Below are 22902 nucleotides of genomic sequence, written 5' to 3'. Positions count from 1 at the left end.
GTTCAATAAGACTCCCGTAAGACTGTAACGCTTCTACGTAACTACTCGTTATTCTTAATCACTTCTAAATATCGTTTTGACAAGTTGTGTTTATATAGTATTACCGAAGTAGTAGTAGTTTTTATTCATGATCCCCTTAACTGATGACGGGCACTGCTCACGAGGTTTGGGGAGTGATAATAGTGTGGATGGGAGGGTAGTGGCGTTCAGTAATAAATCTTTCGCTCAAACTTCAAGCATAGTATTAGCTAACATTGCCTATATAGGTGTTTCCCTCGACTAGCCCCAACGAGTTAAGGGTGACTGTGTATGACCCCTTAAGAGGGTGTCCATGGTGGGATTAGAAGTAATTAAAAGTAAGGAAAAGTTACGCCACGGGTAAACACTCCTGCGCTCATTATGGGCAAAGAGACCATAGCATGTACTAACGGCACTGCTAAAAAGGCCGAATATCATGAAAGCGATACCTACATATATTAAACAATTAGGCGGTAGGATAATTTACCGAGAATTATGAAGTCCCTTGTACTCCGTCTGCTATTTGCCATCAGTAGCCCGACGTAATAAGTTGAAAAATGGGCAAAGCACTCTGCAAAATCCGGGGTAAATGCTAAAAATTGATAAGTAAGCATTAAACATTTCCGACATTGAAATTACCCCCCCCATAAAATATGGGGAGTAACCCTTTATGTTAACTTTTCTATTCTTGGAGTGTTTTCGTCAACCTTAAAGTAAATGTAAGGAACAGGAATAAGGGGAACCTTTTTGTGGAAAAAGTAAAAGGGCTAGCATAAAAAAAAGGACACGGATTTATATCCCCACCATTTTGGTGTGAGGGATTATGTTTGTCACAAACAAAAATAACAGTCCTATTCTTATCAGCACTAATCACATCTAGTCTTGTTTCCGTAATCCTTATTACTCGCTGAGTAAAAATTGTTAAAGAAATGGTGAGAACCACGGACTGGGACAATGAACTCCTCGAGGCGGCTGAGAATGGTGACTTGATTAAAGTACAAAAAGCACTCGAAAATGGGGCAGACCCAAACGCTGTAGATATTGACGGCGCGACGGCGTTGTATATAGCAGCATCTAATGGTCATGTTGAGATTGTTAAGGTCTTGCTTGAGCACGGGGCAAACCCAAACGCTGAAAATAAATACGGCTGGACACCATTGCACAGCGCGGCATTAAATGGTCATGTTGAGATTGTCAAACTACTGCTAGAGCGTGGAGCTGACCCAGACGCTAAAGATGATGACGACTTTACGCCACTACATTTGGCAGCAGAAAATGGTCATGTTGAGATTGTCAAACTACTGCTAGAGCGTGGAGCTGACCCAGACGCTAAAGATGATTTCGGTAGTACACCATTGCATTTAGCAGCAGAAAATGGTCATGTTGAGATTGTCAAACTACTGCTAGAGCGTGGAGCTGACCCAGACGCTAAAACTAATGACCTCTGGAAAGCCGGTAGTACACCATTGCATTTAGCAGCAGAAAATGGTCATGTTGAGATTGTCAAACTACTGCTAGAGCACGGGGCAAACCCAAACGCTAAAGATGATGACGGCTGGAATCCCGGTAGTACACCATTGCATTTAGCAGCATCTAATGGTCATGTTGAGATTGTCAAACTACTGCTAGAGCGTGGAGCTGACCCAGACGCTAAAATTAATGACGGCTGGAATGCCGGTAGTACACCATTGCATTTAGCAGCAGAAAATGGTCATGTTGAGATTGTCAAACTACTGCTAGAGCACGGGGCAAACCCAAACGCTAAAGATGATGACGGTCAAACGCCATTGCATTTAGCAGCAGAAAATGGTCATGTTGACGTTGTTAGGGTTTTACTTGAGCGTGGTACTGATCCGCGGATTGCCGACAATGAGGGGCATATTCCCTTAGACTATGCTGAAGATAGAGCAATTCGTAGTTTACTTGAGAGTGCCATGAGAAATAGCTAGTCTGAAGTACCTAGAGGACCTAGGATACAAGGGAACGAAGCAACACGGGTAGATAATGGTGGTATTGAAAGAAAATCAGACGAAAATGAAACATTACCTATGGTAGAACAACAATCAATAATAAGAAACCAAGGCGTAATGTAAGTCCCCAACTACGAGATCTTGGAAACTATAGGTGTAGGCGGTTCCGCTATAATTTATGAAGCAAGGAGGGAAAAAGATTCATTGCTTGTAACTATAAAAGCAGCAGTTATGGGACTTTAACGTAACTTAAAGATTTTCATCAGCCCAGGTGGTCCGCCTAAATGGCGTTCTACGAACCTGAGGAACGCCTCCACACTCCTCAGGTTAAGAGCCCCCACCAGCTCCCTGACAACGTTGGTCATGATGGTGAAGATCGTGAGGTAACCTTGGAGCCTCTCTCTCCTCCACGGTAGACCCAAAATCACCTCCTTAAAAATAAATCTATAGTGTAAATAAGTGTCTCTACTAGATTAATTGTAAAATTCTCCGGATTGAATAAATCTGGAAATAAAAGAATTAATAATAATCTAAACTCCTCTCTCCCCATCTCCCCCTTGAATAAGTAGTAGAGTATGATTGCCAGCACGAAGATCAACGTGCGGAAAACAAACTTAGTAGAACTAGTAAATGGAAGAAAAGCCTTAATGTTCCCATAAGAGGTCTCTATAGGACCTCTCACCTTATTGTACAAATCCAACACTTCCCTCTTTGGTATCTCGAGGTTAGTAGCCCTATCAAAATAAACAAGCCTCTTCTTCTTCCTCCTCGCTTTTTCCTTGCTGTACACGAGGAGCCTGAACTTAACTTGCTCATTCCTCCTATGCCTCTTACTATTAGTCATGTAATCCCCGTCAAACTCCTCATAAACCTTAACGTAACCAACTGGGACAGCAATTATGTAATTAAACTGTGAAATAAAGTTGAGCACATCCACAGTGTAGAAACCGGCGTCAAGAGTTATCAACCTTATCTTGAATCCCATTACAACAACTTGCTCCACTAGAGCCTTCACTATCTCTTCCTTAGTCATACCGTTCACTTGTTGAATAAAGGCAAGTAAAAGTATTCTCCCCTTATACTTGGTTGTTGCAGTTGCGTAGTTCCACGAGTTTCCCTTCTCTGAACTTCCGAGTCCTTTCACTGGTCTCCCATACCACGTCTTTGTTGTCCAGTCAATTGAAAGGTCTACTCCTTTACCCCCTTCAGTACTTCTAAGGATATTTTCCTAACATTTTCCAATAGTTTTTCAATTACTTCTATCCCTTGTTTTTCTACGTAGTTCCTCACGGTCTGTGGGGATACGTTATACGCTCTGGACTTGTCCTCTATTAAATCGTTCCACAGACAAGCAGAGATAAGAGTTTTTGCTACCTCATCTACCTTTTCCCCTTGGAAGATCAACATGGAATGTAATTTATATCCTATTTGTTGAATGTTTGGTGAGGGAGAATTGGTGATACCATCTTCCTATGTCACGCGGTAATACTACACCTCCCTCACCTTAAACCCTATCTTCAATTCTTTACACTCGTATAAATTTCTTTATTTTTTATGGATTAGATATTATCCTATCAGAAATATTTTTTCTAATATGATTTTGGGTCTACCGAGAGAGGTGAGGCTTTCCGCCTCCTTAACTCCCTTTCTTTGTAAAGAAAAAGAAAATAATAAAATAAAAGAACTGTTATAATATTCATATTGTGATAATAAAAGTGTGAAGATAAAAACAAAAAATTTTTAAATATGTTTAAACAGAAGTAGAAGGGGGGATGAGGGGATGATGAACACGACACGAGTTGAACTATGAAAGGACACAGCCGGTCTGACCTGACCCCCTCATCCCTGATTCATTACTTATCTTTTCAACTATTAAGCTTTTCTTCTCATCCAATTTTGAAAAATTAAGCAAAGAATGAGGTTGAATTCTAACGTTAAATCTACGACGTGAGAATAATTGTATAAACTCCCCAGTTGCTAAGAAAAATTCAACTAGTGTGTATAACTACTACTAAGATTTCTGAGAATGAAAAACAGAAGAGTGAAAGTGTAGGTCCAGTAAAAAGAAGCGCGTAAAGCCTTCTTTCTTTTCATAAAATTTTCTAAAAATGAAAATGAAAATTCTATAAGTCTCAAAAAAGTGTAAGTTAGTCTTCATAAAAAATACGTAAAATTGAAAGAGAAGGGAGAAAGTGTAAAGATTGTTTGCTAAAAATTTTTCAATTTTTAGTAGTAGTTATGTATACTATATCTCATTAAGAGAAGTTAGAATTTTTCTTATTTAACTTGAAAGTTTATTCAAAGAATTAGTTCAACTTTTTAACGATTTGGAAGATCAATATATTAGAAAAGTTCTTGGGCGGCTCTAAAGAGGCTAAACAAGGGATTGAAGCTGAAAGGGAATTAATTGAGTGTTTTAGTAATAGTAAGGATGTACTGGTGTCTTGTGCTCAGAAATTAAGTATTAAAATACCTAATTCATTTGTTGTTATAAAGCCCGTTAACAGAACAAAATGTGACCTAATGATAAAAGGTGAGTTTACCATAAGTATCTCAGTAAAGACTGTTACAGATGCTAGTTTTCACCAACTTGACAGAAGAGGGCTGGATGTCTGGAAGACAGTGTTAAATATGCCTGAAGATATATACAAAATTCTTTTAGACAGTATTCTAAGGAAGGCTAAAGATCCTAGAGCGGTATTCATTCTTCCTGAAGATAGGGATAAGATAAGTAAATTTATCAAGGACAATCTAAGCATAATATTAAAGGAAATTTTTATAAGAGATGAGGAGGATTTGAGAATCCTTGCAATTTGGGATAAAAGAGATGATATTCTCTGCATGTTTAATATTCAGGACGTGATATCATTTTTTATTAAACAACCAATTTCATTTTCTGATGAAGGCATTATTAAAATAGGTAAATATATCACTATACAAAGAAAAGGTGGTAACGGAAGCCGTATTAAAAAACCTAAAATAGACCCCACTCATCCAGGCAACCAACTGCAGTTTAAATTTAAGCCTTTAGAATTCATGAATGATGCTAGAAAATTAATGAACAATTGTTGTCTCCATATCACTCAAACCTAAATACTCTCTTATACTTTCTTCAGCATGCTGAATATCACTTAAATCAACACTCATTGATTTTGAAGGTACTGGGATTTCTAGATAATCCTCCTCTAATAACCTCGTCCAGTTATCTGATATTCTCTTGCTGAAAATTTTTAGTATATATCTCATAATACTTGAGTTAAACCACGCTGCAATTAACGGATTGTTTTCTTTTAATATGTAGAAATTTTTTGATGCACACAAAGGCTTTTCACTATAATTGGCTAAAATCTTATGCTTAGTTAAATCTAGCTTATCATGAATAAAGATGTGGCCATATGGGGTCTTAGTTTGCAATTGCTTCCAAATATGTTGATACCATTTATCCCCGAATTTTAGAGCTGGTAGGTTTTGCTTCTCTCCCCACTCAATGTATTTCTTCAAATCGCCTTCCGGTTCCTCATTAATTGCGAGTGCGTAGAATTTAGGGTTTGATACTACTATTTCCTTATTGTAATACTCTGGCTTTCTAAGACATTTAACTAAATACCTCTTAGGAATACTTAGAATTTGTGCTTGGTTCTTAATTAGTACGGAGTCTTCTTCTTCCCTTAACACACTCCAATACTTATTGGGAATGAAAAAGAACTCTGGTCCGTACATCTCAACCCCTCTTAATATTTCACCTTTGCTTAGATAACGTAATAGACCCTTCTCTAATGCCCTTTCTATTATCTTAACCACCTTTCTTGCATTATCGTAGTCAAATAAGCTTAGCCAGTTTCTATCTAGAAATTTAGGAACTTTTTTGACGTTAACGGTGTACAAACTCCTCAAATTACCATCATATTGGTAAATAGTGGTCTGTGTTTCGTGAAGCTCAAACAATTTTCTCTTTCTAAGGAAAATTATAAGCTCCTTGAAACCGCTGCCAGTACTAAACGAAGGCTCCTTAACGTTTTCTACCAGAGTGAGGATATCGTACCTATACTTCAGAAATTCCTTTAATCCCCTCCCCTGACTAGTATAAAATGTGGAAGCTGGGATGACGAGCAAAGCGTAACCGCCCTCTTTAAGTATGTAATCGATAAGGAATATTGAAAGTATGTGAAGTCCCGGATCCTTTCTTGAAATAAATTTTCCGTAGCCATGAGAAATCATGGATCCCAGTATCTCATTCCTATTACTTATCAAATGCCATCTAACGAAAGGAGGATTAGAAATTATTATATCAGCCTTATACTTCCATGCTATCTTGAACGCATCACCACACATAACTTCTACGTTATCATAAATTGAGGAAAGTACTTTACGCCCTAACTCACAAGGTTCTTTATTTATTTCAATACCAATAACCTTACTTGGTTTAATCAGATCATTAACTGAGGAAAGTAGAACACCAGAACCCATAAAGGGATCCATTAATACTATTCCTTCTCTATTAGGAATTTCCTTTGCAAAAGATCTTATGACAGAAATTCCATCATAATTAGTATAATATGAAGATGTTCTTTTCCTATCTACAAGGTCTTGTACTTTATATTGCCTTTCGTCTATATACATAATCACACCTTTTTAACCACTATCTCATTGTTATCATTAAGTATCCATTCTATTTCACTACCCTCGCTTATATCTAAGAGCCTCCTGACCGAAACTGGTACCGTAGTGTAGCCCTTACCCCACAACTTGCTCTTACCTAACACCCTAGCCATACTAGTAACTCTACTAGTAAACTTACTGGTAATATCATATAAACCTAACGCGAGCGTAGATGGTAATACCACTTAACTCCCCAGTTTGCTAAGAAAAATTCGACTAACATGCGTAAATAGTTCTAAGTACTTCTTAATCTCGCTGTAAGGTATCTTATACTTCCCTCCTTCAGTCGTTACCACCCTTATCCTCCCTTCTCTAATCCACCGTAGGAGAGTTGAGTATGAAATGCTGAGCAGTTGGCATCTTCCTTAGGCCTCAGTAGTCTCTCCACGAAATTAGTTGATAATAAATGAATACAAAAAGATCTCTGTTAACGTGAGACAGGGTTCACCCCTCCCCGTGACACATGACCACATGGTAAGGGACGGGAATATGTATTACATGTTGACTGAGTAGACTGGGCATGTGTTCATCATGTCACAGTTACTGCAGGCCCACTTTATTTTCTTGAACACTTGTTCTGCCCTCTCCTCCGGTTCCTCCGGTTCGCTCATCACCCAATTGAACGTCCTTTCTAAGTCGAACTTGTCCCTAGCTACCTTCCCCTCACATTTTAACTCCGTAACACTTGTCCCGCTCAGCCACCTAATGCCCTTGTTGTATATTACCAGCCCGATAACCGGGGCACTCGTATAGTAGACAGCAGAGGCCATGTAAAAGCTCATCTCCCCTTTTAAGTGCCTCACCGTGTCAAGGAGTGTGACTTCCGCTACGAGTGCTACGGGGCCCTTCTTCGTACTTAGTAGGGCGAAATAGTCTGGTCTACCCCTTATTAGGTAGACTACTTTGTTCCCGTAGTAAGTCAACTGGAACTCCTTTTCCCTAGCGTAAGTTATTATCCTATCACACAAGACCTCGTTTAGAGACTTGACCACTAAATTCGTCACCTTGTCGTGGTCCCCTTTCATTTTCTCGACGTAGAGTGGTGTAGTATACTCCACTTGTCCGCACTGGGTAAGGATTTGGTACCTCCTCATCGGGCAAAGGGCTGACCATGAGAGCTGGGTAGCGGTGAGTTTACAATACTTCGAATTTTCTGTCTGAGACTTTCCTGCAACCCGACTTGGAACAGTCGATGGAAGCTTGATATTCGTCGTCTCGTACAACGATAATATACAAGTTATCGTGTTCTTCAAGGATTTTTTCAGCCATGGAGGAGACAAGTTGCGCTGTTTTATATCCGCCAACACCTGCGTAGACTGATCTGTTGACCATGGAAAGACCCAGACCCCTGAGGTATCTCCTGATTTTACCCCTGACTTTTTCTGACGAGATGTCAAAAGCGACCACCACGTACATATCTTACTTTAAGCTTTCACGAATATTAACCTTGAGGTTAACCCGGAGGACTTCCGGAGTTCAAGATCTTTCTTATTTTGACACTAGAGCCTGGCAGCATTAGCTGACCCTATACCCCCTTTCAGTACTCGGCAAACTGGTGGTAAACAGCATCTTTCAGTTCTTTCTTATTTCGACGCAATAGTCACTGAATGGGAAAATCTTCCATCGTCCTTTCAGTTCTTCCTTATTTCGACTGGGATTACTGCTATTCGTAGGGGCTTTGACTTTCAGTTCTTCCTTATTTCGACATGAATCGTAATAACCGACGTTGTAGTTATAGTTGCTTTCAGTTCTTCCTTATTTCGACGAGATCAAACCCCATTGGCTCATACTTCGTGTAATCTTTCAGTTCTTCCTTATTTCGACTTCAGAGAGAGACAAGGTTAGACATGTTTTTGCAGACTTTCAGTTCTTCCTTATTTCGACTACTTTGCCTAAACCTTCATCAAATTTGAGGTAACTTTCAGTTCTTCCTTATTTCGACATACACAAACTCCTCAGGGTTTGGTCAAGTAACCGCTTTCAGTTCTTCCTTATTTCGACATTTTTTCATAGTTGAGTAAAAATTTTCAAATGTCTTTCAGTTCTTCCTTATTTCGACCTCTTTATTTTATTCCTCACTCCTCTCTTTTTATCTTTCAGTTCTTCCTTATTTCGACCAGTTACCCAGACTGGAACATTAGTATTAAAACACTTTCAGTTCTTCCTTATTTCGACAAATTCAGGAGATACTATTGCACGATAGACAAAACTTTCAGTTCTTCCTTATTTCGACAAATATGACTACCCCTCAAACCACAAACAAACAAGACTTTCAGTTCTTCCTTATTTCGACATGAGATAGTAGCACCACTTGTACCGCCGTTTATTCTTTCAGTTCTTCCTTATTTCGACACGTTGTCTAAAAGCAGAAGTTTTCGGTAATTGTGACTTTCAGTTCTTCCTTATTTCGACTATTAGACAAACCAATACTAGTACTCGATTCACGAACTTTCAGTTCTTCCTTATTTCGACATCGATTCTGCGGTTAGGGAACTCCCTCCGTTTAACTTTCAGTTCTTCCTTATTTCGACGTTATCTCCCAGATGTAGGTAATGCTCCGTTCACCTTTCAGTTCTTCCTTATTTCGACTTTTGATATACCGCTTACACATGAATCAAAACCTCCTTTCAGTTCTTCCTTATTTCGACTTTAGTTGCCGTTGAAGAAGAGATATTAACGTCAACTTTCAGTTCTTCCTTATTTCGACTCATAATCGTAATATATCACAAGAAAAAGAGGGGGCTTTCAGTTCTTCCTTATTTCGACAAAATCGAGATACGATGCTATCAATGAGCCTATGACTTTCAGTTCTTCCTTATTTCGACATCAACCGTCAACCAGGAATGAAATCTATCTGATCTTTCAGTTCTTCCTTATTTCGACTGATCTTACGTTGTTGTAAAGCGTCTTTCAGGTCATCTTTCAGTTCTTCCTTATTTCGACTGGGTGAAAAAAGTGAAAGTAAACCAATCCCCTCTTTCAGTTCTTCCTTATTTCGACTCATCTACGCAAACAGGGAGCGGGAGTAACACATCTTTCAGTTCTTCCTTATTTCGACACGCGATCAAACATCAAGGTGCTTTGAAAAAGTGGTGTCTTTCAGTTCTTCCTTATTTCGACTAGAGTGGTTCTGGAATTCATTACAAGAAATATTCTTTCAGTTCTTCCTTATTTCGACGTTTTAACGACTTCATCATTCTTCACTGAAATCCTGTCTTTCAGTTCTTCCTTATTTCGACTATTCGTCACAGATATTAAGTATAATACAAACTTCTTTCAGTTCTTCCTTATTTCGACAATTGTGTATGCAGAAAGAGAACCGTTCGACTTCTCTTTCAGTTCTTCCTTATTTCGACTTAACGGGACAAACCCTCAAGTTTGCCCACAATTCTTTCAGTTCTTCCTTATTTCGACCATACACTGTATAATCTCCAGATACATTGAAATACTTTCAGTTCTTCCTTATTTCGACTTAAAACCCCTCTGACTTTCGCTTTGAGCCGAAAGCTTTCAGTTCTTCCTTATTTCGACACAGAAAATATTATGATATTGTAGAAGTCAACGGCCTTTCAGTTCTTCCTTATTTCGACATGGGCAACTATTACGGTTCTTTATGGTGAAGTAGCTTTCAGTTCTTCCTTATTTCGACTTTTCTTTAATTTCTCAATCATTCGTTTCTCTAGACTTTCAGTTCTTCCTTATTTCGACTCAAGATAGCTAGGAAGAAAGCTTACGCAAAATATCTTTCAGTTCTTCCTTATTTCGACCATATATGCGTTGTTGTGCGGTGATTGAAAGACGTCTTTCAGTTCTTCCTTATTTCGACTTGAGGTTTAAACTTCTGAATTTTGTGTAAAATAACTTTCAGTTCTTCCTTATTTCGACCCAACTATCTCAATTTTTTCGATTTTGTACATCACTTTCAGTTCTTCCTTATTTCGACAGTAAAGCAGAAAGGAGAGATGTTCATCACAACATCTTTCAGTTCTTCCTTATTTCGACCGTGCGTTTCCCCGACGTCGCTTTTTGTGTGTTTTACACTATTCTCTAGTTATAGTGTAGAAACTGTTACTAAAAAATGTTGTTTTTCAACTTTGATTGACGGGTTGGGGTGTAGAAATTATGTATATCTCCTTTCTTTTTCGTCTTCGTTTCTACAGTAAAGTTAATAACCCCTATTTAAAGGTGATAGAAAGCGTTGGGTTCTGAGCCTTAATTTCAACTGAATAAACGACGGTGGTAAAAATAGAAGATTTTTATCAGCGGTGGATTAAGGGAGAAATACAGTTTAATTAAAAAGAAAAAACTGATAGAAAACCTAGACTTTAACTTACTTTATGATTTATAGCATTTATTGTAATGTTAATGATATCATTTTATAAACTTAACTGTTAAGGGGGAAAAACCTGTGATAAACTAGACTGAGTTCAGTTTAAATTAGTAGAAATATGGGGGAAAAGACTAAGTTACATCACACAAAAAACTAGACTTTTATTTGAACGCGTAATACCAAAACGAGAAAATTGATGACGCGAGGCGGATGGGGTAAACGGTTGTCAAATAGAACGTCGTGATCAGCGTGGTGAAGGTGTTACTGTCCTACCACGTGTTATAGTTGTGTAAAAAGTCCTCTCAGTCTCTCCCCTTTTCTTTTACCGGAGCCTACATGCGGAAGTGTACCACGAGATTTCGCACGGATATAGGTCTGATAAGAGAGTGTAGTTACGAGGAGTTCTTACAAGTTATGTCTAGTGGTTAGCCTAGTGCCCTTGTAATGTATAGGCAGGGCGTTCTTACAAGTTTCGCCCAGACAGCATTTTATTTATACTATGGCCCTTATGTTGACGGTGAGGTAGAAAGGTTTAACAGCATTTCATTTACACTCAAAAAACGACCATATCACTTCTAGTCGACTCTCCAAATTCTCGTTCTCTTCAAAACTCAAAAACGACCATATCACTTCCGATGACAGTATTGCCGAAAAGGATTTTATTTACACTCAAAAAACGACGGGATATTGTAGAGCTGGTGGAACTCTGGAACCCATTTTATTTACACTCAAAAAAACGACTGATTCGTAGCCCTTAAGTATACTATTCACTATCGTCAACGTAGTGTGAGAGTTCACCTAGTTCCACTGATAGTTCAAATTGACTATTCATGGCGAGCAAGAAAGAGACATCATTATCGACACTAAGTAGTTCCTCTTTACTACTCTACTTCCATCAGCTTTTTCCGCATTTAAGACACACTAAGTAGTTCCTCTTTACTAATGCCGACGTATGACCAGATTCCATCACGCGTCTTTCCATGTGTGGCTTAGCCTGCACGAGCTGGTCGGGGACGTACACACGATTTATTGGGAGTCTAACGGCTTAACGTCTTATTTCGACTAGAGCCGGGGTCACACACTTTATTTTAATCCTCACTACACATATTAGGTATTATGTCAACTTTTGTAGTTCGAAGGGTCACGGTGCCTGTATCCGACAAGTACCATTTGGGTTTGAGGCTGAGGCAGTTCCAGTACGAGCTGAAGGAGGCTGTAGAAAAGAACGAGAAGGTCGTGCTTAGCACCCCTACCGGGTCTGGGAAGACCTTCTCCCTCCTCCTCTCAAAGCATTCAGTAGGCCTTTACCCTGTATTGGAGCTGCTTAACGACCAGTATAGAAGTCTGACCTCGCTTTTTGAAAATCAGGGTCTCATACCCGCGAACAAGGGAGACAATTACACAATTTACGAGGTCAACAACGAGGTGGTTGGGATATTCAAGGTGAGCCAGACTCTATGCAAGGGCAAGTTGGACGAGTGTATACTGGACATAAAGGTGGACCGTAAGGTAGTGTTGACGACCCCCGACACTTTCCACTTATATAACGAGTTGTTGGCGAAGCCCGGCTATGTAGCCCTCTCTCTCATGTCCGGTACGAGTGAACTCCCGGTGGGGAGTGTGACTAGGAGAGAGATTGTCAACAAGTTGAAGCACTTCGTAGGGCTTTTCAAAGGGGACTTGGTATTCGTGGACGAGTTCCACCTATACGACCCTTACCAGTTGAGGTCTCTGGTCATCACCCTGAAGATCCTGAAGAAGATCCACGACCACGAGTTCTCCTTAGTGCTGTCTTCAGCTACCCCATCCAAGGAAAACGTGGAGGTGGTAAAGAGAGAACTAGGCTATAAGTTCAAGGAAATCAGGGCTGAGGGGAAAGGAGGTGACGTAATTAGGGGTGACACTAAAGTCGAAGTCATAGAAGTAGAGGCGAAGGGTAAGACTAAGTTGTCGAGGTTCGTAAGTGCAGGCGACGCAGTGCCGGGGTTGATCAGGAAGGGGTTACTGGACCGCGTGTACGAAAAGTTGAAGGCTGAGAAACTGAAGGGGATAATAGTGGTGGACAAAGTGGGACAAGCGTTGGAAGTGGCGAAGGCGATTTATGAGAGGTTCGGTATAAGACCCGTGTGTAAGACCTCGATTGTGGGGGACTTCTGCGGTGATGACGATACCTTCGTAGTCGGTAGCTCTGCGATAACTCAGGGGGTGGACTACCCAAACGTGTATTACGGGCTAATAGCCAGGTTTTTCGGAGAGGCGGCAATTCAAGCCTTCGGTAGGGTCGGGAGGAAGATGAAGGAGTGTGAAGTACATCTGGTAGTGCCTAAGGGTGGTGTTAAGGAGGTGCCTTCGGGAGAGATAAGTTACGATGAGTTAGTTGAGTGGGTGAGGGAGAACTATCCGAAAATAAGTGAGGTGAAGGTAGGAGAAGAGGTGGACTCCTTTAGGGAGAAGTTGTTGGTGAATTCAGCGGTGCTGGTTTATAAGAGGTTGACCGGGCACCAGTTGGGCTTAGAGAAGTTACCAGATAAGAGGTACTATTTAGGGGATGTGGACTCGTTAAAGCTGTTATATTACTTCAGGTACACTGGCCCGTCTGTGAGATACAAATTCGGGGGACATGAGGGGGAGGCTGATCTGTCCACGGTGATGAGGAACTTCTCGTTTGAGGTGAAAGGAGACGTGTTCTATCTGTCGTTAGGAGGTAGGAAAGGGGTCGTAGCGAAGTGCGGTCAAGACGCGTTAAAGAACCTCGTGGGGATGGTCGTGTCTAAGAGGTTCTTGGAGGAAATGTTAGGTTGTAGTTTTGAGGACGAGGACGGTAACCAGTTGAGGTTAGGTGACCAACTGTTTTTAGTGTTAAAAGACGTTGACTATTGTGACAGACTAGTGAGTATGGCGAGGGCGATAGGTGTTAAGAACGACGATGAGTACTGTCTAGTGTTTTATTGATGAGACGGAGGGTGACTAGGTAGGCTGGTTTGTGGGGCGAGATAGCGGAACCGACATAAATTGAATTGGTATCCTCGACAGGACGTGTAGAGAGGTTATTGTTCTATTATCGATACCTTGATAAAAAGGAGGATCGTGACTGTTGTGTTTGATGGGGTTATCCATCCTGAAAAGTGGAGAAAGTTATTATATCATGACGATACCTTTGTACAGACCGAGTGCCGTGGGAGTTGAAGAAGAAGATAATTACGAGTGTGATAGAGAAGAGACCGAGCACCGTAGGAGTTAATGTGTATTCCTCTGAAGTTCTGTTCGTCATCCCTAACTGTCTAGAAATTATACACCCCAAGACGTACCGGGTGTTCAGAGGGTAATACCGTTTTTACAATCAAATTCGGTAATTCCAGAGGACCTGCCCTTTTTCGAAATAAATATAAATGTGAACTCATTAAGTAAAACTGATGACTGGATTTTCAGACACTTTCATTGAAGCCCTGAAGCTTTTCCACCCGTTCTTGGGGGCGGAGAACTGGAAGTACAGTGCTACCCTCCCGGCTTTCCTCCACTCGGCGTCAGCCGCATACACGGCGTACTCCTTGGCGAATATCGTAAACCCTGATCTCAGTACGACAGCCTTCTACGCTGCCCTACTCCACGACTTTTACCAAAAAGTACATAAGGAAGTGACGGGATTAAGGGAGTTCGTAAAAGGGTTTGTGGACGACAAGGAAGCCCTTGACGCCATAAATTACAACTTAGCAGAGAACCCCGATGTTATGCCTGATCTGGGTTGGTTGGTCTGGTTTGGGGACATGGTCCAAGCGAAGGATATGAACGTCGTGGAGATGGAGAGGCTGGTACAAAAGGTCTCGGAGAAGTACAAAAAGAAACTTTACACTTACTTCATCACCGTGACTTTACCGCAGATCGGGACTAGGAGTGCCTTAATGAACGCCGCTTTGTCGAAGATACCTGATGACTCCTTAGTGCTGTTGAGTAAGGATGGGGCGTATGTGATCACCGACAAACAGTTACAGATGCCTTTAACTGTTGACATAAATGATATACGCTTTGCCTTACCTAAATCGATAAAGAGTAGTTGGGCTGAGAAAGACCAGGCTCTATTAGAGGACTTTGAAAAAGGTAAACCCAAGGTCTACACAGAAGGTATGTTATATAACTTAGCGATTCGGGGGTTCGACGTAGGAAGTAAACCTGAAAAGGTTTGCCTAACCTGCGGGTTACCGGCACCTAAGCTGTATGCCCCTCAGGCTTACGGTTACGCCCTTTATTCTAGGGGCAATAACGAGAAGTGGAGCCCTAAGGTAAAGCCCCTCACGAACCTGAACGCCGACTTCAGCAAGAGGAACAGGAAGTACGGTATGTGTTTCTGGTGTGCGTATGACTCGGCTTATTTAGCTAATAACTCATTTGCGTCTGCACGTAACAAGGAAAAGCACTTCTTAGTAGGGTACTTCACCAGAGTAGTTCCTAAAAATCTCGTTGATGAGTTGGCGATGTTGTTGGGAGCTAACGTGGACTTTCGTGAGGTGGGAGGTATTGACTTAGACGACTTCGAACAAGGGTTTGAGGACTGGGTGTCCTTTGTAGATTCGTTAACCGGGAAGGAAACATTCCAAGGAAAAACTATGAGCGTAATAGTTGATTACAGCTCGGCTTTAGTAGTTAGGGACTTCAGTTCCGTTGAGAAAAAAGGGAAAGGGTCATATTTATTAGGCGATGAACACATCTTAGGGTTTGTTGAGCTGCTCCCTTCCTTGGCTACACTAGCCATGGTTTCCATGTTCTATCCCCTGAAGGTTACATTGTTACCCGACCAAGTAATCCCTGACAGGGTAATCTCTTACGGTAAGTCCTTCGCTATGCTCGAGTACAACCCCTACTACCCGAAGGAGAACACGTCCCTACCACCCGTAACGTTAGCTCTGCTCCACTGCCTGAAAGTATACTCGGAGGAGAGGGAGAGGATGGAGGTCTTGGACATGAGCCCTGAATTCACTAAGGTAGCCTTGCACTCAATTTGCCCCAAACTCGGGGAGTCCCTCACGTTTTTTAAATCCGATATGAAAAGGTTTTACGGGGTGAGAAGATGAGTGAAAAAGGTGAGAAAGTAAACGAAGTAGAGGATTTAAGAAGGGAGTTAGGTCTGGAAAGAAAAGACCTAGACCTAGGGGACTACATGGTAGCAATGGGTAAGATATTGTCGTTCAAGGCATGGGGCAACCCCTCCGCTCACTCCGTTACGAAGGAAGTCAGGGAGGCGTTAGAGGAAGTGAGGAAGAACCCCACCGGTGACGTTGAAGAGATAATAAAAGTTATGGTATCTCAGGACACACCGTTCTATAGGGCGGACTTGTCAAAGCTCTATAGGGAGGCTCTGGAGGGGTTGCTCAGGACATTTGCAGAAAAGATGAGGAACATGAGCCCTAGGGAGTCGAGGAAACTGATGAACCTCGTGTTAGAAGGAATATACAACAATGCAGTTTTTTACAGCCCCACTTTAGGGGCTAAGATAATTGATATTATGAAAGGAGGTGGTAAGAAAGATGAGTAATACGTATTTCAGGGTAAGGGGAGAAAGTGATAGGATTTTTTCTAAAGGGTATAAGGTAGAGGTAGTGTACGCCATAATATCTAAAGGGGTACCGCTGTTCAGGACTGAAGGCGTGGGAGACATAAGCACGGTGAACATGGTAGTAGACAAAGAGAACTATGAGCTACCGGTGATACTACCCGAGAAGATACAGGCTAAGCTGAGAAGGACTATGTTGGAAGTATTGAGGAGAGAGTACTCCTCGTTCGACACAGACACCAAGAAGCATATCATGGAGTCTGCAAGTAAGGCAAAATATAAGAAGGTAAGTAAGGACAAGCTTGAATGGAACTGTTTCATAGCTCCCCCGATGCAGAGGACTCAGGCTACTGACATAGGCATGTGCGGATACTGTCCTTCATGCACGACCATGGGGAACATTACGGACGATACCGTGATGGATGACATCAACACGGCTTACGGTATTAAGAGCAGGGTAGCCCACGATATAGCCTTCTCTTGTATAGAGTATAGACAAGCAGTAATGGAAATGACCCACAATAAAGTCGCAGAGGGCGTGAGCTACACGGGACAGAGCTTATACTCAGAGATCCACGTAGCACCCGGGGTTGTGTTTATAGGCAAGTCGACACTCTATGACGTCACTCAGAACGAGTTCGCAATAATAGTGGACTCATTGTCCCGGATCACAAGGATGGGAGGTAGGGAGACTAAGGACGGGTCTGTTGAAGTCAAAATCCTAGGGGTGAAGTTTAGTGATAGAGAGACTGTCAGCAGTTACGACTTAGCGAGGGAGGTGTTAAAGGCAAGCCACGGTAAAATGACTGACCCAGAAGAGGTAATAAGTAAAGTTAGGGAGTACCTAAAGAATAAAGGCTTCCAAGAGGTAGCTATTAACGGTGGGGTGATTAAGATAGGAGGGAATGAAATCAAGGTGAACTATAAGGAGGCTTGGTTAGACTCGTTAGACTACGCCGGTAAAATCAGGGAGTTTATTGAGAGGGCTGAGAACAAGAAGAAGAGTACGGAAGAGTCTGGTCAAAGCGGTAAAGGCAAGGGGAGAGGTGGCAAGAAGAAAGAAGGGGAGGACCAAAGTAGCGAAGCGGAGTAAAGGTAACTATGTACGTTTATAAAGCTGAACTAGTAACCCACAGTATAATGTGGTTCAACACTTCGTCCTATCCCCATTCCAAGGGGTATGTCCAAAAAATATTACCAGTAATCCATAACTACCCGTTGGCACTGGCTTTTTTAGGACATATTGTAGACGGTAGCTATGTAGGTGCTTATAACGCACCGCATTATAGGGACTTGCAAGAAGTGTACAATGAGACCGGTTTATACGTTTACCCGGCAGTATTCGAGAGGACTTTCCACATGAGGCTGACTATGTCTATGGGGGAGAGTGATTATATATTGTATAAACCCCAGACGAGGTGGGCTGTCCCGTTGATAACTACTAATAATGTTTTAGCACCGGGTTCAAAGGCTGTGGGTTATGTAATATCTGACAAACCGTTAAACGTGAACTACATAAGAGTGGGGGTAAAGAGGGGGATAGTGAGAGTTTCGCTTCAGGAAGTTAAAAAATATGTGGAAGTAAAGGACATACACCCCAACGTGGCTTATAACGTCAAAGACGTTACAGCTTCAAACTATTTTGTCCTGCTGAAGCATAGAGCGGGAGATGTGGGGTTCAGCGGTGACGTAAAGAGGGGGTTGTCCTTTGAGGAGCAAGGGGAAGTTGTCTATCTACCGTTACCAGATTTCATATAAACTTTTTTAAATAGTGTGAATCTGGGTTTATTCAGCTTCTACCTGTAAAAACTAAAGAGACTTAAGGTGGAAAGTCTTTGCCTCCATTTTCTATTACAACTGTTACCTTGTTGGGCTAATCTATTTCATTAACTCCTATAGGTACAGACCGATTTACATTTAAAAAATCCTAAAGACTTTAAAACGCTAACACAAATTCGATTCTATGCAACGACTATCCAAGCTCAGCGTACCCCATACGCTTTCTGGGATATATTCTAAGTCTAAATAGTCTCCGAAAAGAACTAATTGATTCCTATAAGTGTTCCAGTAATCCTCTAGGAAGTCACCCTCATAAATATTAGGGACCACGGGCGCATAACTTTTAGGCGTATTGGGCGGCATTTTTGTGCCTAACTCTTTTTATTCAGATGACTCCTCTGTTTAGCCAGATATTGCTTATCTTTCTTCAAAACGGTACTTATAAGTCTCAATCTTACCCCTTAAGTTATCAATCAACATCTAACCTCAAAGCTCACATTCTTTTCCTTCATAGACTCCTCAGCCTTTGCTCAATACTTCTTAGCTCTCAAGTAGAGGGCTTCGTTGTAATAAGCTACAACGATCTGCACATACATCACGCCAAGTATAGCTAGTCCTGCAACGTAACTTTCCGATTCCTTATCCGAAAACACTAACGTCTTTTCATACCTCTTAATTACCTTCCCGTTGACAGTCTTTCCGCTCTCTGGAGCGGAACTCAATACCGGCTTTCCTTATACTCACGACGATCTTATACTAAGCTTCATAAGATATCTGTTAAGGTAGTTAACATACTACACACTTCATGCTTTATCACTTCTTCAGATTCGGATTTCAATTCGAAAAGACATTACTAGGTAATTCATAGTTATTGTAAAAGCTTCAAATTACATAGAATAATTTACGTAGATTAGTTATGGAATATACTCCAATTCTCCTCCGATGAGTTTTTGGAATATACTCCAAAAGTTTAAAAACGCAAAAGACTTTTATTATTCGTGAATGTTGAGGAAATAAAAAGTGTCTTAAAAGAGCAAAGGGAAGACGCTGATAACTTAATGAGTAAAGCAATATCCAGAGATGTGCCTAAAGAAGAATTATTAGTAAATCTGTCAATCCCTAACGTTTTGGCTATATTAGGGGTAAGAAGAAGTGGTAAGTCTACATTATCACTCTTATTATTAAAGGACAAGAAATTTGCCTACGTTGACTTTGATGATGAAAGGTTGAGAAATTTAAAAGCCGAGGAACTACATATGGTGGAACAAGCCATTTATGAACTTTACGGCAATACGAATTACATTCTCTTTGACGAAATACAGAATATACCGGGTTGGGAACCTTTTGTGAGCAGGTTAAGGAAAACTAAAAGAATAGTCTTGACCGGGAGTAATTCAAAATTGCTTTCCGGCGAACTAGCCACTAGCTTAACTGGTAGACATGTGGATTTCATCCTTTTTCCCTTTTCATTTAAGGAGTTCCTGAGGTTTAAAGGAGCTAATTACACAGAACCTTTTACTACAAGGGAGCGGGCTGAGATTAAAAATTATTTAAGGGAGTATATGAGCATTGGAGGTTTTCCCGAAGCATTGCTACTTAACAGTAAGCAAATAATAAACAGTATTTACAACGACATTCTCTTGAGGGATGTAGTTCAAAGGTTGAAAATAAGGAGGATATCTAAGTTTAAAGACTTCTCATCAGCTATAATCTCCCTTTACTCTTCTGAAGTTTCTCTAAATAGAATTGCCAAGATGCTCAAAGTTGATTATAAAACTATAGATGAGTGGTTTTACGGCTTGTCTTCAAGTTACTTAATTTATCCCGTGGAAAGGTATACTGGGAAGTTAAGCAGGATCGCTGAGAATAAGAAGGTTTATGTGGTTGATACGGGCATAATTCAAGAAGTGTCCGTTAAAAAAGATTTTGGGAGACTAATGGAAAATTTAGTTGCAGTATATTTACTTAGGAAAAATCAAAATAGGGGTGTTTACTTTGTTAAAGGAGAGGATTATGAGGTGGACTTTTTAGACGAGAAAAGCGGGGAGTTAATTCAAGTAACTTACGATGAAGATGGAATAAAGGAAAGGGAGTTAAGCTCTTTGGTTAAAGCCTCCTCATTATTAGGTTTTAAACCCAAAATCATAACATGGGATAGGGAGGAAGTAATGGATTATAGTGGTAAGAAAATCATGATGGAACCATTGTGGAAGTTTTTATTGAAGTAATCTCCTTTTATGCCGAGCATAAACGAGCGTGTCTTCAGTGTTTATTACTATGTTATCTACATTTCCATAATTTATTCACATTTTGAAATATCTTATTTATTACATATTCTCTTTGTAAAAAGTCAACATTTGATAGTAGGCATCGGGGAAGGCGTCTCGAAAGTTACCACTTTATAAGGAGTCAACATTTGATAAATATGTAGATTAAGGATAACATCATGGACATGCCTTGCCGTCGCTTAGCTATAAGTATTACTTAAAGGTAGATACATGATAATTAGAGAGGGTATCTCTAGTCCTTCATTTGGGTCTCATAATCTCGCTAAGCGAGTAAGCTTTTAGGTAGGGCATGGGAGGGCTTTTAACGAGGTTAAAAGATATGTTCCTGAAGAAGGTGGATTAGTGGCGATTACAACCTATACTACTGGTTTAGAGGATCTCACATAGAGATTCTCCGGTAAACCCAAACGAGTGTCTTCGCTTCTCACTTTAAGTTCAAGAGCCAAAGGCTTTGAATAGAAGCTTGGAAATAATCAAGTACTCATTTAATCATGGGATTCAAAGCTCATCAGCATCAACGATCCTAACGGTCATTCGCTCGAAGTTCACACTATAACTTACAAAAAATGGGGGGTTAAGGGGGAGGAAAGCCTAGCCAAGGGTAGCCCGTGTTCTTTGTTGAGATATCTCTTAGTAATGCTAATGAAGCTCCCCAGCTTAATGGGACTTTGGAAGGAGCAACCGTTATCTCCCTCCTTCAAGGGACTAGAGCTCGGCAATGAAAGTCCCATCTTCAGATGGGAGCGGTTCTCTGAGCCACTCGACTGCTCACCATATGTAATCCCTAATCAATGGGTGGAACGATGAGATGGGAACCCTCACCCTTCCAAGGTGAGGAGGAGCCAGATTAGGGATTAACCATACAGTTGGCTCATAAACTCTAGGAAACCTAAACCCCGTCTCAGGTTATTATACCAAACTCTTGTATACTAAGAGGGCATCCAATAACGGTCCTCAGCGATCTTTGATGATAGATTGTACTCCTCCATTAACTTCTCATACAACTCCTCGTAAACATTTGAAACTACTCCCTTACCTCCTTGGTTTGGGACATTCCTTTCAACCAGAAATATGAAGAAACGAAGTGCTTTTACTGTATCTGTGTTTATTAGCACGTGTGAGAAATAATTAATTGATAATGCAATTCATAAAGTCCTCAGCTGATGTATATCTAGAGGAAGCTGATGAGTTGCTTTCTAAGGGAGATGTTGTTCAGGCTAGTGAGAAGTACTATAAGGCTGCTGAAGAAGCAATAAAGATCTTAGCCAGTCTTGAAGGGGACTTTTTACCTGATAAATGGGACGCGGAAACGGTTAATAGAGCCGTGTTTGAATTATCTTCGATCTTCGGGAAATGGGTAATTGAGAGTTGGGGTTCAGCGGTATCTCTAATAACCGTTAACCTCGATCTTAATCAAGTAAAAAAATATAGGGAGAAAATAGTTAAACTAGTTCAACTTGCTGACGAAAGACTCAATAAAAAGATTATTGAAAGAAGCTGATGAGTTGCTTTCTAAGGGAGATGTTGTTCAGGCTAGTGAGAAGTACTATAAGGCTGCTGAAGAAGCAATAAAGATCTTGTCCTACAAAAATTCTGTGAATGTCGTTTCTAAAGTTAGTAGGATAGGACATTGGAATTTGAAACTTTATTTCGATGCTGTAGAAGAACTTGAGAATTTGTACCACGGTATAAGATCGTTATGGATCTCAGCATGGTTGTTGCACATAGAGGGTTTTCATGAGGCCAGGCTGAGTAAAGAAAATATCCAACATCTAAAAAGTGATGTAGAGAAACTGGTTGAGTTGATATAGCTAACCCTGACTCAATCTATACACTAACTCTTAGTGCAAGTAGTTTATCAAGCCTACGTATTAGTTGGATTTTTACCCTTACTAGTAGCTCAACACGAACATTGAAAATCTAACGGCTATTCATAGTGTAATTTGTCACATGCTTCTAAAAATTCACTAAAGACTAAATACTTAAATTCCTTATCAGATTTCATAACTATTCACTATACTTAAAACTTAAAAAAAAAACTAAGGAATTAACTTTTTACCACCAGTTTTCATGATGTCCATGATGATGTGGTCCGTCTTAGCACACCTGTTCTCTTCCTAGATAATTCTCACCAGTACTCGAAGATGTAGAAGGGGAACATTAGCTTATATCTAGTTACCACGTTCTCGTCGTACTTCAATCCCTAGTGTTCTTCTTTTCCCTGGGTAATACTCAGCATAATTACTTAAAAATCTTTGTATAATTCTGAAGAGATCCACAACGTATAATGTATAAAAAAGCTTAAATCTAATA

The 22902-nt window shown here is 40.6% G+C and carries 15 protein-coding genes, 5 pseudogenes and 1 CRISPR repeat array; of the genes and pseudogenes, 11 read left to right on the top strand and 9 right to left on the bottom strand.

The window, feature by feature from the left end; all coding sequences use genetic code 11:
• Nucleotides 1–127: 127 nt before the first annotated feature.
• A pseudogene (locus WIW72_RS13265) lies at nucleotides 128–382 on the top strand (hypothetical protein).
• A gap of 565 nt (nucleotides 383–947) precedes the next feature.
• Complete coding sequence (locus tag WIW72_RS08990) at nucleotides 948–1967, top strand: ankyrin repeat domain-containing protein (protein WP_337721385.1); 1020 nt, start codon at nucleotides 948–950, stop codon at nucleotides 1965–1967.
• A gap of 260 nt (nucleotides 1968–2227) precedes the next feature.
• On the opposite strand, the pseudogene WIW72_RS08985 reads toward WIW72_RS08990, so the two are convergent.
• Nucleotides 2228–2395: pseudogene (locus WIW72_RS08985) on the bottom strand (IS701 family transposase); the annotation flags it as partial.
• A gap of 17 nt (nucleotides 2396–2412) precedes the next feature.
• A pseudogene (locus tag WIW72_RS08980) lies at nucleotides 2413–3454 on the bottom strand (ISH3 family transposase).
• A gap of 889 nt (nucleotides 3455–4343) precedes the next feature.
• Here WIW72_RS08980 and WIW72_RS08975 point away from each other — a divergent pair.
• Nucleotides 4344–5081: a hypothetical protein gene (locus tag WIW72_RS08975; protein ID WP_337721384.1), complete on the top strand. Its 738-nt coding sequence runs from the start codon at nucleotides 4344–4346 to the stop codon at nucleotides 5079–5081.
• Here the strand turns inward: WIW72_RS08975 and WIW72_RS08970 are convergent.
• The 5 genes and pseudogenes from WIW72_RS08970 to cas2 form a co-directional block, all read right to left on the bottom strand.
• Nucleotides 5043–6608: an Eco57I restriction-modification methylase domain-containing protein gene (locus WIW72_RS08970; RefSeq protein WP_337721383.1), complete on the bottom strand. Its 1566-nt coding sequence runs from the start codon at nucleotides 6606–6608 to the stop codon at nucleotides 5043–5045. The genes WIW72_RS08975 and WIW72_RS08970 overlap by 39 nt on opposite strands.
• A 2-nt stretch (nucleotides 6609–6610) precedes the next feature.
• Nucleotides 6611–6832 (bottom strand): AbrB/MazE/SpoVT family DNA-binding domain-containing protein, encoded by a 222-nt coding sequence (locus tag WIW72_RS08965; protein WP_337720618.1) that lies wholly within the window; start codon nucleotides 6830–6832, stop codon nucleotides 6611–6613.
• A gap of 3 nt (nucleotides 6833–6835) precedes the next feature.
• Nucleotides 6836–7035, bottom strand: a pseudogene (locus tag WIW72_RS08960) (MerR family transcriptional regulator); the annotation flags it as partial.
• A 106-nt stretch (nucleotides 7036–7141) separates the two neighbouring features.
• Nucleotides 7142–7741 carry a hypothetical protein gene (locus WIW72_RS08955; RefSeq protein ID WP_337721382.1) on the bottom strand — a complete coding sequence of 200 codons (600 nt, stop codon included), beginning with the start codon at nucleotides 7739–7741 and terminating at the stop codon, nucleotides 7142–7144.
• A gap of 40 nt (nucleotides 7742–7781) precedes the next feature.
• Nucleotides 7782–8063, bottom strand: coding sequence for a CRISPR-associated endonuclease Cas2 (gene cas2 / locus WIW72_RS08950; protein ID WP_337720616.1), 282 nt, complete (start codon nucleotides 8061–8063; stop codon nucleotides 7782–7784).
• A 153-nt stretch (nucleotides 8064–8216) separates the two neighbouring features.
• Nucleotides 8217–10649: a CRISPR direct-repeat array (repeat unit 24 nt; unit sequence CTTTCAGTTCTTCCTTATTTCGAC).
• Nucleotides 10650–12093: 1444 nt separating this feature from the next.
• Here cas2 and WIW72_RS08945 point away from each other — a divergent pair.
• The 5 genes from WIW72_RS08945 (at nucleotide 12094) to WIW72_RS08925 (ending at nucleotide 18280) form a co-directional block, all read left to right on the top strand.
• Nucleotides 12094–13929, top strand: coding sequence for a hypothetical protein (locus tag WIW72_RS08945; RefSeq protein WP_337721381.1), 1836 nt, complete (start codon nucleotides 12094–12096; stop codon nucleotides 13927–13929).
• Between the two features lie 461 nt (nucleotides 13930–14390).
• Nucleotides 14391–16043: a hypothetical protein gene (locus tag WIW72_RS08940; protein WP_337721380.1), complete on the top strand. Its 1653-nt coding sequence runs from the start codon at nucleotides 14391–14393 to the stop codon at nucleotides 16041–16043.
• Complete coding sequence (locus WIW72_RS08935; protein ID WP_337721379.1) at nucleotides 16040–16504, top strand: hypothetical protein; 465 nt, start codon at nucleotides 16040–16042, stop codon at nucleotides 16502–16504. The genes WIW72_RS08940 and WIW72_RS08935 overlap by 4 nt, the downstream gene beginning before the upstream one ends.
• Complete coding sequence (gene cas7d, locus WIW72_RS08930) at nucleotides 16497–17615, top strand: type I-D CRISPR-associated protein Cas7/Csc2 (RefSeq protein WP_337699059.1); 1119 nt, start codon at nucleotides 16497–16499, stop codon at nucleotides 17613–17615. Before WIW72_RS08935 ends, cas7d begins: the two co-directional genes overlap by 8 nt.
• Nucleotides 17616–17623: 8 nt before the next feature.
• Nucleotides 17624–18280, top strand: a complete 657-nt coding sequence (locus WIW72_RS08925; RefSeq protein ID WP_337699060.1) for a hypothetical protein — start codon at nucleotides 17624–17626, stop codon at nucleotides 18278–18280.
• Between the two features lie 551 nt (nucleotides 18281–18831).
• Here the strand turns inward: WIW72_RS08925 and WIW72_RS08920 are convergent.
• Nucleotides 18832–19023 (bottom strand): hypothetical protein, encoded by a 192-nt coding sequence (locus WIW72_RS08920; protein ID WP_337699062.1) that lies wholly within the window; start codon nucleotides 19021–19023, stop codon nucleotides 18832–18834.
• Nucleotides 19024–19299: 276 nt separating this feature from the next.
• Between WIW72_RS08920 and WIW72_RS08915 the strand changes: the two genes are divergently transcribed.
• Complete coding sequence (locus tag WIW72_RS08915) at nucleotides 19300–20529, top strand: ATP-binding protein (protein ID WP_337721378.1); 1230 nt, start codon at nucleotides 19300–19302, stop codon at nucleotides 20527–20529.
• 909 nt (nucleotides 20530–21438) lie between these two features.
• Here WIW72_RS08915 and WIW72_RS13260 read toward each other — a convergent pair.
• A pseudogene (locus tag WIW72_RS13260) lies at nucleotides 21439–21734 on the bottom strand (RNA-guided endonuclease TnpB family protein); the annotation flags it as partial.
• Here WIW72_RS13260 and WIW72_RS08905 point away from each other — a divergent pair.
• Nucleotides 21728–22090 carry a PaREP1 family protein gene (locus WIW72_RS08905; RefSeq protein ID WP_337721376.1) on the top strand — a complete coding sequence of 121 codons (363 nt, stop codon included), beginning with the start codon at nucleotides 21728–21730 and terminating at the stop codon, nucleotides 22088–22090. The pseudogene WIW72_RS13260 and the gene WIW72_RS08905 sit on opposite strands and share 7 nt — an antisense overlap.
• Complete coding sequence (locus WIW72_RS08900; RefSeq protein WP_337721375.1) at nucleotides 22077–22400, top strand: PaREP1 family protein; 324 nt, start codon at nucleotides 22077–22079, stop codon at nucleotides 22398–22400. The genes WIW72_RS08905 and WIW72_RS08900 overlap by 14 nt, the downstream gene beginning before the upstream one ends.
• Nucleotides 22401–22902 lie beyond the last annotated feature (502 nt).

The sequence above is a fragment of the Stygiolobus sp. CP859M genome, from assembly GCF_037389975.1.
Taxonomy (GTDB): Archaea; Thermoproteota; Thermoprotei_A; order Sulfolobales; family Sulfolobaceae; genus Stygiolobus.
This window is presented reverse-complemented; position numbering and strand designations above follow the sequence as displayed.

Excerpts from the sequence above, each read along its gene's own strand:
- WIW72_RS08990 (WP_337721385.1), top strand. The coding sequence starts at position 948 with ATGGTGAGAACCACGGACTGGGACAATGAACTCCTCGAGGCGGCTGAG.
- WIW72_RS08970 (WP_337721383.1), bottom strand. The coding sequence starts at position 6,608 with ATGTATATAGACGAAAGGCAATATAAAGTACAAGACCTTGTAGATAGG.
- WIW72_RS08955 (WP_337721382.1), bottom strand. The coding sequence starts at position 7,741 with ATGAGGAGGTACCAAATCCTTACCCAGTGCGGACAAGTGGAGTATACT.
- cas2 (WP_337720616.1), bottom strand. The coding sequence starts at position 8,063 with ATGTACGTGGTGGTCGCTTTTGACATCTCGTCAGAAAAAGTCAGGGGT.
- WIW72_RS08945 (WP_337721381.1), top strand. The coding sequence starts at position 12,094 with ATGTCAACTTTTGTAGTTCGAAGGGTCACGGTGCCTGTATCCGACAAG.
- WIW72_RS08940 (WP_337721380.1), top strand. The coding sequence starts at position 14,391 with ATGACTGGATTTTCAGACACTTTCATTGAAGCCCTGAAGCTTTTCCAC.
- WIW72_RS08935 (WP_337721379.1), top strand. The coding sequence starts at position 16,040 with ATGAGTGAAAAAGGTGAGAAAGTAAACGAAGTAGAGGATTTAAGAAGG.
- cas7d (WP_337699059.1), top strand. The coding sequence starts at position 16,497 with ATGAGTAATACGTATTTCAGGGTAAGGGGAGAAAGTGATAGGATTTTT.
- WIW72_RS08925 (WP_337699060.1), top strand. The coding sequence starts at position 17,624 with ATGTACGTTTATAAAGCTGAACTAGTAACCCACAGTATAATGTGGTTC.
- WIW72_RS08905 (WP_337721376.1), top strand. The coding sequence starts at position 21,728 with ATGCAATTCATAAAGTCCTCAGCTGATGTATATCTAGAGGAAGCTGAT.